Raw genomic sequence first — 10,050 nt, forward strand, 5'->3', positions numbered from 1 at the left:
CCCGGATCGGCGGGTCGCGGGAGAACGGGCCGTTCGGCGATGCTGCCCTTGCCCGGCTGGGAAGGAGCGCATCCGGTGGCGGCCAGCGCCACGCCGATGGCTGCAACGACGGCGAGCCCCGGCCGACGATCCGACTTCCTGCGGCTGAATTTCACGCAAAAAGAACGGCGTCCGGACCGGGTCGGGATCGGTTCGGCAGTCATGTCAAACCGTATGTCACAACATCCGGTCAATGGTCCAGCATATTCGTCTGGGTTGGGCCCGTCATATCTGAGCATGTGCTGGGCGCCTGTGCGGCGACGGGTCCGCGGCGCTGGTTTGTCGTGAGTATTTCTGGGTATTTCTGTCTGCCCTCATAAGTTGTATTGGCGTGCAGATCGGTTCGACAGCACGGGCCGTAACCGCCTCGGTTCGCTGCGAAATCCGACAACCCACGATTTCAATTGTCGGACGTTGCCGGCGTTCTCGGATCGCGCGATCGATGCGAAAGCGGACGGTCGCAGCGAATAACCATGGCGCTGATTCCTTCGGGCGAGGGGGATGAGAAACCTAGTCACAAAAGTTTCGTGAAATACGCCGGGGACCCGCCCGTTCTTCTTCCGATTTCAACGGGACGAGAGGGCCACGATGCGCAGTCTTGACAATCCGGCGATGCTGGCCTGCGGAGAGAGGAAGCCCACGACGACACGCCTTTGGGTAGAATTGCCTGAGGGACGCCTGCGCGCCGACGTTTTCGTGCCGTCCAGGCCCCAGCCTTCGGTGCCCCCGCTTTTAGCGTTGCACGGGATCTCGCGCGCCGCGGACGCACTCTCCACAGCGTTTGCTCCGCTGACGGCCGCCGCCGGGCGAGTGCTGATCGTTCCCTGGTTTCCGCCGGGTGACTGGCCGGTGTTTCAGCGGATCGGCGGTGCGAGGCCCGACAAGCCTTTGCTGGCGCTTCTCGCCCGGTTGCGGACGATGGGGCTGGCAGATACCAGCAAAGTCGACCTCTTCGGCTTTTCAGGTGGCGCGCAGCTCGCGCACCGATTTGCGATGCTCTATCCGCAGTGCGTAGCGGCGCTCCATGCAGCTGCTGCCGGCTGGTACTGCTTGCCGGACGATACCGTGCCCTTTCCCATGGGACTGCGAACTGAAGCCAAGATTGCTCCCTTGGGCGAACCGGATATAGCGGGTTTGATGCGGGCGCAGCTTCCAACCTTCCTGAAGCTCCCGCTTCGACTCTATGTAGGCGAAGACGACCGCCTGCGAGACCCCGCCCTCCGGCGGGACCGACGTGTAGATGTATCGCAAGGCCGGGATCGCATAGCCCGTGCCCATGCATTTGCCGCCGCTTTCAAGAGCGCTGCGCACGCGCGCGGGATCGTTCCAACCCTGAGCCTTACCGTCCTGCCCGGCTGCGGGCACGATTTCCCCCAATGCGCCCGGGTCGCCGGCCTCGCTGCCCAAGTCTGCGGATAAGCACTAACCCAAAGGAGACGACTATGAGTAAGCATCTCTTCAACCGTGCTAAATGGGCTTTCTCCACCCGGCGTGCGCCCCCTGCCCTTGCGACTGACATTGACCAGCGGTGGGATGAGGTGGTCCCTGGGCAGCTCATCCTTGGGCAGGTGATTTCCATCGGACAGCACGGCCGGATGCAGCTCGTGTCCGGGCGGCCCTCGACCCTCTACCCCGGCGATCTAATCGTCATGCCCTGCGGTGCGCGTTATGCCCCGGACCAGTTCGAAGGGGTTGCCGAGATCGATCCCAAAGGCTGTGACATGCTGGCGGGCGGTGGATGCTTGGGGCGAATGATGCACCGCAATGATCGCATCAAGCCGCCGACCCGGGTGCAGCCCCTTGGACGGGTAACCGCCGCCGATGGGCGGGTGCTGGACACGATGAATTTTGCCTTGCCTCGTGCGGCGGCCATGCCCTTGCTGCCGGCAATCGTCGTCTTGGGTACCGCGATGAATTCCGGCAAGACTACGGCGACAGTCGCCCTTTCACACGGTCTGACGCTAGCGGGATGGCGCGTGGCGACTTTGAAGGGCACGGGAACAGGATCATTCGGCGACTTTAACGACTATCTAGATGCCGGCTCAACTTTCGTGGCCGATTTTACCGATGCAGGCATGGTGACGACCTACCGCGAGCCGTTGGCGCGCGTAGCTCAAGGCATCAGGGATCTATTGGCCGCCGCCGAAGGCGCGGGCTGCGATTTGGCAGTGATGGAGATTGCCGATGGCGTATTCCAGCGGGAGACGGCGGCGCTGATCGCTGACCCGGGGTTCCAGACATATGCCTCGGGTGTCATCTTTGCCTGTGGGGATGCCGTGGCGGCGGCCGGTGGTGTGTCGGAGTTGGCCCGTCACGGGGTGCGCCCATTGGCGCTAACCGGCCTTCTGTCTTGCTCACCGATGGCTTCCGCCGAGGCGTTGGCCGCCACGGGCGTTCCTGTGATCAATCGGTCACAGCTTCTGGATCCAGCGGAAGCGAACCGCTTCGCCGTGCAGATCGGCGCGCAGAGGGTTGCGAGTGCGGCATGAAGGCGCCGCTACTCTTCTCAGGGCGGCGGCGGATGCTGTTCGCAGGTCTGATTGGAGCGGCGCTCGCTCAGGCGGTCGCATTGGCCTCCACGGCCTTCGCGACAAGGGCGGCCTTCTCCTGGCTCGACGCGACGGGGAAGATTCCACCCTCCGTGCTCTGTGGGCTGGTGGGCGCAGGGGTGGCGATGGCTGTATTACGCCCCTTGTTCAGCACGCTGGCTGAAGATCTCGGTCAGGACTATGCCCATGACGTACGGCTGGCTCTGTTCGACCATGCCAGTCGAACCGCCGCCTCGGAGCTGACGAAGCGAAGGACTGGCCATATGGCGATGCGGTTTGTCGGTGATCTGGCTGCGTTGAAGAATTGGCCAGGCCTTGGTTTGCCGCGACTTGTGCAAGCGGCCGCATTGTTGCCTGCCGCCGTGGGCGTGTTGTTCTGGCTAGCAGCGCCTTTTGGGTGGACCGGCTTGGCAATGACGGCCGCGGCTTTTGTGGCGCTTTTGGTTGGAGGCAACAGTCTAACGGCATCGCATAGGCTGTTGCGGGCGCGTAGGGCGCAGTTGGCGGCGGACCTGACGGAAAGGCTGCCGCTCGCCCCACAACTGGCTGCACTCGGGCGCCGCACACGCGAGTTACGACTCATCAGGAAGCGTAGTGCTGCCTTGCGGCACGTGGCTCTTGAGCGAGTCGCTTTAGCCGAATCGCTGCACGGCCTGCCTGAGGCACTCGCGGGAATGGCCGCCGCCGTGATCCTTATCCATGGATCGCACACCGGGATGGCCTCGGGAACGATTGCAGCAGCATTAGCGGCTCTTGGCCTGTCGCTGTATCCCTTGCGTGAGGCGATGGGAGTCGTAAACCACCTCGCCGCCTTCCGCACGGCGCATGCCAAGCTGGCAGCGGCTCTCGCCCGCCCTCTCCGTGCCGATTCGTTCCGCAACCTTCGACTAGGGAGCGGTCCTCTGTCGCTTGCTCTCGCGCTTCCTGACATACCCCCATTGACATTACGGCCGGGCGAAGACGGCTATCTCTCTGAACCAGCGTCGTGGTCGATCGTGCCGATTTTAACCGGCCACGAAGAGGCGCCTGTAAATGGAGTTGCGCTCGGAGGGCAGCCGATTGAACGGCTGACATTGGGAAGTCTCCGTCGCGGCGTCGCCGTCATCGGTCCAGCGCCACCGGTTTTGCGCGGAAGCATACGGCGTGCATTGACGCTTGGCGTATTAGACCGTCCTTCCGATGAGACTATTCGCAACAGGCTGGCCGTACAGAGCCTTGGCCCTATCCTTGAGGGTCTTGGCGGTTTGGACCGTCGAATTGCCGAGGGGGCCGCGGATCTATCGGAGGCCGATCGTACCCGCCTTGCCGTTCTGCGCGCAGCGCTGGGGCGCCCGGGCTTGCTGGTAATTGTCGTGAACCTGCCTGATTCATGCATCGCCGCTTGGGCCCGCACTCACCCCGCAACGAGGCTCTGGTTGATGCCTGGCGGGTATACGGGTGCGGCGCTTGGCCCAACGAAATGAGACTCACCTGGCTCCCGCTTGCCAAACCCGGGTGGTGGGTTGCTCCAGCGCGATTGCGGGCGGGCGACAGGGCACTTTCGGCTCTAGACAGTATCAAGGCGAAGCGATTTGAAACCGGCGAGGCAAATTCGTATGGTGCGGCCGGTCCGGAAGGGTGGCCGAGCGGTTTAAGGCACCGGTCTTGAAAACCGGCGTGGCGGCGACGTCACCGTGGGTTCGAATCCCACCCCTTCCGCCACCTTGCGCCTTCGGCTCTTCGGGGGCAGGCCACGAAGTGGGCGGGTGCCCACGCCCCATTCCTGCCGCTGCGTCACGACGGAGCAATGGCCATGAAGCTGGGATGGCAGCCGCGGAGATGGCTCGAGAAGAAGGCGAAGCGGGGCCTGCGCGGCTACTGGTCGGAACGCCTTCGAGAAAGACCCTCCGGCCCATTCCCGTCATCGCGAGGCGCGCAGCGCCGTGGCGATCCAGGGGCCGGTGCCGCTGGATTGCCACGCCCCTTCGGGGCTCGCAATGACGGGTCAAGACTTCGACGCCTGAAAGGGAGGCCCAAATGGGCAATTGGCGGAGGCCGCAAAGCCAGGCGAGACCGACATTGAAGGAATTGCTGCTGTCCGATCATGCACGAGGAGGCGCAAGGCGCCGGCGTGAGCCTCAGCAACAACCCGGGACCGACCGATGACAGAACTGCTGCACAGCGGCGACGAGACGATCCTGTCCTGCGACGCGGGTGGGCCGGCGATCGACAGCTCGCAGCGCGCCGCCGACCTGATCGGCGAGGCGCTGTCCGCGGGTGCCTCGGTGATCGCCGTACCGGTTTCCCGCCTCGGGCCGGCCTTCTTCCAGCTCCGCACCGGCGTCGCCGGCGAGTTCGCCCAGAAGGCTGTCAACCACCGGCTGAAGCTGGCCGTCATCGGCGACATCTCGCAGCATCTCGCCGCCAGCGCCACCCTGCGCGACTGGGTGCGGGAAGCCAATCGCGGCAACGAGATCTGGTTCGAGCCCAGCCTGGCCAGCGTGGTGGCCCGGCTCGGCGGCGGCAGCGCCGGGGTCTGAGCGCAAGGGCCTTCGAGCAGCGGCCTTTATCGCGAGTGTGATCCGGCGGCTATGGAGGTGGAGTTGCCAGCGGATCCACGCCTGGAAGGATGGGCCTCAAGCGGCCACCCTTGTCCACGGAGCGGAGCTTTCCGTGCCATTCGGTATCGAGTGCGATGACAAGGTCCTGGGCCAACGGCCGCCAATCCCCATCGCCCCACAGATCGAAGACACTGATCCTGACCCCTCGACCGGGCGGGACCGGAACATAGTCGTTCGGAGCCCAGCGCTGCTCATTGATGATGATATTGAGCCCGTCGTCGGTGCAGGCGCTGAGGCTCAAAACCTCGACGGTCCCTGGCCGGCTGCTACTCGCATTCCGGAACGACATGCCGCGCGATGCCCCGAACGTCTCGATCACCTGGGTCAGTCTCGGCCAGTCGGCCATCGAGATGTCGAGGTCGAGATTGATCATCGGTGTCACGGAGCCGCGACCATCTCTCGTCAGGTTATGGCACGACCGATCTCTGGTGAGGCTGGGGAGCATGGCAACCAGAACCGATGCAGCGACCGCCACACCGGTGAGCCAGAATGCCAAGCGGTTGTTCCGTTCAGGCCCGGCTAAGGCCCGCGTTGCCTCATCCAGCGCGCCGGACCAGCGGAGAACGAGCCAAAAGGCCAGCGCGCCGAGCGCACCAAAGCTTCCCGCCACACCGAGAAATCTGAGGTATTCGATCCAGCCGGCCAGCGTCGGCACACCGTCGACCATGGTGACAACACCATTGACGGTCATCGTCGAGCGGGACGAAGGGCGGATCGGCCACGTAAGGATGCCGGCGGGAATCGCCCCGATCAGAAAGCCTGTCGCGATCGCGAGGCTGCCTCGCTGCCAGCGCTTTGCGCGATAGAGAAGCGCAATCGGCAGCCCCAACAGGACCGCATGGCCGAGTGTGACGGCAAACGTGACCGGCAGCAACGCGATGGTTTGGAAGAATCCCGCGGAGACCGCGGCGGGCACCAGCGCGCCGAGGAGGACAGCCGCAATCCAGGGAAACACGACCGCGCCCCTCACTCCCCTTCCTCGACCGTCGCACGGCCTCCGCCGGCACTACCGTCCGTTCAGGCGGTGTTCACGATAATGCCAAGCGGCCGCCTCGACGGCATAGCCCTTTCGCAGGCGTGCTGTTCTCACCGCCCCGCCATCAGCGCATTGATCTCCGGATAGGGCATTGCCTCCGCGACGACCGGATCGGAAACACCGTCCTGCAGGAACGGCTTCGCCAGCGCCGCGGTGCGGGCGAGCACGGCCTGGGCGATGGCGGCGCCGGCGCTGAGGCGGCGGACGCCGAGGGCGGCGAGATCGGCCGCGCCGGGCAGGCCGGGGCGGGCCATCACGTTCAGCGGCAGCGGCGTCCCGGCCGCGATCGCCCGGATCTCCTCGGGCTTCGTCACACCCGGCACGAACAGCCCGTCCGCGCCGGCGGCGCGGTAGCGCTCGGCCCGGGCCAGGACCTCCGCGACCTTGCCGCCCTCCGGCGCCAGGCCGCGCAGATAGACATCGGTGCGGGCGTTGACGAAGACGTCCTGGCCGCTGCGGGCGGCGGCGCGCTTGATCGCCTCGATCTTGGCGCAGAGCAGGTCCGGCGTGCCGGCCCCATCCTCGATGTTGATGCCGGCAGCGCCGGCGCCGATCAGACGGGCCACCGCCTCGCCGACCGCGGCCGGATCGGCACCGTAGCCGCCCTCGGCATCGACGGTCAGCGGCACCCGGACGATGCGGGCGATGTCGGCCGTGGTGGCGACCAGCAGGTCGAGCGGCAGCGCGTCGCCGTCGGGATAGCCATGCGCCCAGGCGACGCCGGCGCTGGTAGTGGCGATGGCCCTGGCGCCGAGGCTCTCGATCAGCCGGGCGCTGCCGGCGTCCCAGGCATTGGCGAGCAGGAGGATGCCGTCCTGGTGCAGGCGGCGGAGTTGCTGCAGGGCCTCGGCCTGACGGGTGGCGGTCATGGGTGTTCCTCTTCCAGGTTGGAGCTAGATGGCGAGGGACAGTTGCGGGCTTCCCGCGCCTTCGTGTTGAAGCAGCCAGCGCTTGCGGTCGAGACCGCCGCCGTAGCCGGTGAGCGAGCCGTCGGCGCCGATCACACGATGGCAGGGCACCACGATCGGGATCGGGTTGGCGTTGTTGGCCAGGCCGACCGCACGCACGGCCTTGGGCTGGCCGATCCGCCGCGCGATCTCGCCATAGGACACGGCGGTGCCGCAGGCGATGCCGCGCAGCGCCGTCCAGACCGCGCGCTGGAACGGCGTGCCGCCGGTCTCGACCGGCAGCGCGTCGATGGCGGCGAGGTCGCCGGCGAAATAGGCCTGCAGCGCCGCGGTCAGCCCGAAGGGATTGCGCTGCGGCGCCAAGGTGAAGTCGTCGCGGCCGAGGCTGCGGGCCAGCCGCTCGCGCAGCCTCTCCTCCCCGGCCCAGTCGATGGCGCGCAGCCGGCCGGCGTCGTCGGCGACGATCAGCAGCTCGCCGAGCGGACTCGGCATGCGGTCGAAGACCAGCGCCTCAGCCATGCTTCGCTCCCGACATCCGTTGCGCCGGCACCACATCCGCGGCCCAGAGATGCTGGGCGGCATAGGCGCGCCATGGCCGCCACGGCTCCGCCCGCTGCAGCAGGTCGGCCGGCGTCGGCCGGACGCCAGCCCCGTTCGCGGCGCCGCGCAGCAGGCCGATGTCGCTGGCCGGGAAGGCGTCGGGCTCGCGCAGGGCGCGCAGCGCGATGTATTGCGCCGTCCAGTCGCCTATGCCGCGGATGCGGCGCAGCCGGGCGATCGCCTCCTCCACCGTACCGAAGGGGCGGAACAGATGCGGGTCGGCGATCGCCGCCTCGGCCAGGGCGGTCAGTGTCGCCCGGCGCGATCCCGGCATGCCGAGCGCGCCGAGATCGGCCGCGGCCACCCGCTGCGGCGACGGGAAGGCGCGCGACAGGGCGGGGTTCAGCCGCGCCGCCTCCGGCACCTCGGCGCCGCAGATCGACACCAGCCGGCCGGCGAGCTGCCGGGCCGCGACGACGCTGACCTGCTGGCCGAGCACGGCGCGCACCGCCAGCTCGAACCCATCCCAGCCGCCGGGGGCGCGCAGGCCGGGCCGCTGCGCCACCAGCGGCGCCAGGAACGGGTCCTGCGACAGGTGGGCGCCGATGGCCTCGATGTCGGCGCCGACGTCGAACACGCGCCGCACCCGGGCCAGGATGCTCGGCAGGGCGCGCACCGAGGGGAAGCGCACCAGCACCGCCAGATTGTCGCGCGCCGGCTCGTGCCGGACCTCGACGGTGCCGAGATCGTCGCCCTCGGCGACGCTGCGGCGGTAGACGCCGCCCTCCACCTGCTCCACCCCCGCGATGGCGCGGGCCTGCAGATAGGCCAGCATCGCCGGCCAGTCATAGGGCGGCCGGTAGCGCAGCCGCAGCGTGACGCCGCCGGCGGCGACCGAATCGACCGGCAGCCCGGCCCAGGCCCGGCGGCGCAGCGCGCTGGGTGGGCGGCGGAACAGGTCGTGGAAGGTCTCGTTGAACCGCCGCACGCTGCCGAAGCCGGCGGCCAACGCCACCTCGGCCATCGGCATCCGCGTCTCCTGGATCAGCTGCTTGGCGAACAACACGCGCCGGGTCTGGGCCACTGCGACCGGCGTGGCGCCGAGATGCTGCCGGAACAGCCGGCGCAGCTGGCGACCGCCGAGGCCAAGCCGCTCGGCCAGTGCCTCCACCCCCGCCTCGCCGTCCAAGGCGCCGTCGGCGATCAGCGCCAGGGCCCGCGACACGGTGTTGGAGGTGCCGCGCCAGGAGGCGAGATCGGGCGCCGTCTCCGGCCGGCAGCGCAGACATGGCCGGAACCCGGCCTCCTGCGCCGCGGCGGCGGAGGCGAAGAAGCGGCAATGCTCGAACTTCGCCGGCCGGGCCGGGCAGACCGGGCGGCAATAGATGCCGGTCGAGGTGACGCCGACGAACAAGCGCCCGTCGAACCGCGGATCGCGGGTCAGAAGGGCGCGATAGCAGGCTTCGGGGTCGAGCGCGAGCGGGTCCATGCCCCGACCATGTCACGTTCGTTCCGATCGCGCTCGCGATTTTCGGACATGATTGGCGGAACCGGATTCATTTCGAAGCCTCCGCCCTTTATGGCACTGAATTCGGCATCAGATGATGCTATTATCGTGCCCTTCCATGGGAGACGATGTGATGCGGACAACGATTGCCCTTGATGACGAGCTTGTGGCGAGAGCCCAGGCCTTCACTGGCCTCAAGGAAAAATCCGCGTTGGTCCGTGAAGCGCTGAAGGCCCTGATCGAGCGGGAGAGCGCGCGCCGCCTCGCACGCCTCGGCGGAAGCGAGCCCGAGCTCGAAACCGCGCCGCGCCGGCGAACCAAGCCTGCATGATCCTCATCGATACGTCGGTTTGGGTCGATCATCTGCGGGCCGGGGATGAGAAGGTCGCGGCCCTGCTCGATGCCAGCCGCGTACTGGCGCATCCCTTCGTCATCGGCGAACTCGCGCTCGGACATTTGCGGCAGCGCCAAACCATCCTCTCGGCACTTCAGGATCTGCCACAAGCCGCCGTTGCCACCGACGCCGAGGTGCTGACGTTCATAGAGCGGTACGCATTGGCAGGGTCGGGGATCGGCTACGTCGATGTTCATCTTCTGGCCGCGACTCGGCTGACCTCAGGGTCGGCTTTGTGGACCCGTGACAAGCGCCTGTCCGGCGTCGCCGAACGATTGAGCCTCGCGTGGGACGAAGGGTGACGCCGAAGGAAAGGGGGGGCGCCCCTTACTCCACGGTGACGCTCTTGGCGAGGTTGCGGGGCTGGTCGACATCGGTGCCCTTGGCCACGGCGGTGTGATAGGCCAGGAGCTGCACCGGCACGGCGTAGAGGATCGGCGCGACGAAGGGGTCGACGCCGGGCAGGCCGATCGCCGC

The 10,050-nt window shown here is 67.4% G+C and carries 10 protein-coding genes and 1 tRNA gene; 6 read left to right on the forward strand and 5 right to left on the reverse strand.

The features are described 5' to 3' along the window. Nucleotides 1–999 precede the first annotated feature (999 nt). Complete coding sequence (locus tag KXR53_RS33390) at nt 1,000–1,404, reverse strand: hypothetical protein (RefSeq protein ID WP_437379946.1); 405 nt, start codon at nt 1,402–1,404, stop codon at nt 1,000–1,002. A 77-nt stretch (nt 1,405–1,481) separates the two neighbouring features. Here KXR53_RS33390 and KXR53_RS33395 point away from each other — a divergent pair, with 77 nt between their 5' ends. The 4 genes from KXR53_RS33395 (at nt 1,482) to KXR53_RS33410 (ending at nt 5,107) form a co-directional block, all read left to right on the forward strand. Beyond that, nucleotides 1,482–2,528, forward strand: coding sequence for a hypothetical protein (locus KXR53_RS33395; protein WP_437379947.1), 1,047 nt, complete (start codon nt 1,482–1,484; stop codon nt 2,526–2,528). Beyond that, the gene (locus KXR53_RS33400) at nt 2,525–4,051 is read left to right on the forward strand and encodes an ABC transporter transmembrane domain-containing protein (RefSeq protein WP_437379948.1); all 1,527 of its coding nucleotides are present in this window, start codon (nt 2,525–2,527) and stop codon (nt 4,049–4,051) included. Before KXR53_RS33395 ends, KXR53_RS33400 begins: the two co-directional genes overlap by 4 nt. 148 nt (nt 4,052–4,199) lie before the next feature. Beyond that, nucleotides 4,200–4,289 (forward strand) — tRNA-Ser (locus tag KXR53_RS33405). A 440-nt stretch (nt 4,290–4,729) separates the two neighbouring features. Then, a complete protein-coding gene (locus KXR53_RS33410; protein WP_437379949.1) occupies nt 4,730–5,107 on the forward strand; it encodes a DUF4180 domain-containing protein in 378 nt (125 codons plus the stop codon). 49 nt (nt 5,108–5,156) lie between these two features. On the opposite strand, the gene KXR53_RS33415 is transcribed toward KXR53_RS33410, so the two are convergent. The 4 genes from KXR53_RS33415 to KXR53_RS33430 form a co-directional block, all read right to left on the reverse strand. Further along, on the reverse strand, nt 5,157–6,143 hold the full coding sequence (locus KXR53_RS33415; protein WP_437379950.1) for a hypothetical protein: 987 nt from the start codon (nt 6,141–6,143) through the stop codon (nt 5,157–5,159). Nucleotides 6,144–6,274: 131 nt separating this feature from the next. Next, the gene (locus KXR53_RS33420; RefSeq protein ID WP_437379951.1) at nt 6,275–7,093 is read right to left on the reverse strand and encodes an isocitrate lyase/PEP mutase family protein; all 819 of its coding nucleotides are present in this window, start codon (nt 7,091–7,093) and stop codon (nt 6,275–6,277) included. 24 nt (nt 7,094–7,117) lie between these two features. Further along, complete coding sequence (locus KXR53_RS33425) at nt 7,118–7,651, reverse strand: methylated-DNA--[protein]-cysteine S-methyltransferase (protein WP_437379952.1); 534 nt, start codon at nt 7,649–7,651, stop codon at nt 7,118–7,120. Next, entirely contained in the window at nt 7,644–9,161 is a 1,518-nt protein-coding gene (locus KXR53_RS33430; protein ID WP_437379953.1) for an AlkA N-terminal domain-containing protein, read from the reverse strand. Before KXR53_RS33430 ends, KXR53_RS33425 begins: the two co-directional genes overlap by 8 nt. A gap of 151 nt (nt 9,162–9,312) precedes the next feature. On the opposite strand from KXR53_RS33430, the gene KXR53_RS33435 reads away from it, so the two are divergent. Then, nucleotides 9,313–9,510 carry a type II toxin-antitoxin system VapB family antitoxin gene (locus tag KXR53_RS33435; protein ID WP_437379954.1) on the forward strand — a complete coding sequence of 66 codons (198 nt, stop codon included), beginning with the start codon at nt 9,313–9,315 and terminating at the stop codon, nt 9,508–9,510. Then, on the forward strand, nt 9,507–9,875 hold the full coding sequence (locus KXR53_RS33440; RefSeq protein ID WP_437379955.1) for a type II toxin-antitoxin system VapC family toxin: 369 nt from the start codon (nt 9,507–9,509) through the stop codon (nt 9,873–9,875). Before KXR53_RS33435 ends, KXR53_RS33440 begins: the two co-directional genes overlap by 4 nt. Nucleotides 9,876–10,050: the final 175 nt, after the last annotated feature.

This window comes from Inquilinus limosus, assembly GCF_051487185.1.
GTDB lineage: Bacteria > Pseudomonadota > Alphaproteobacteria > DSM-16000 > Inquilinaceae > Inquilinus > Inquilinus limosus_F.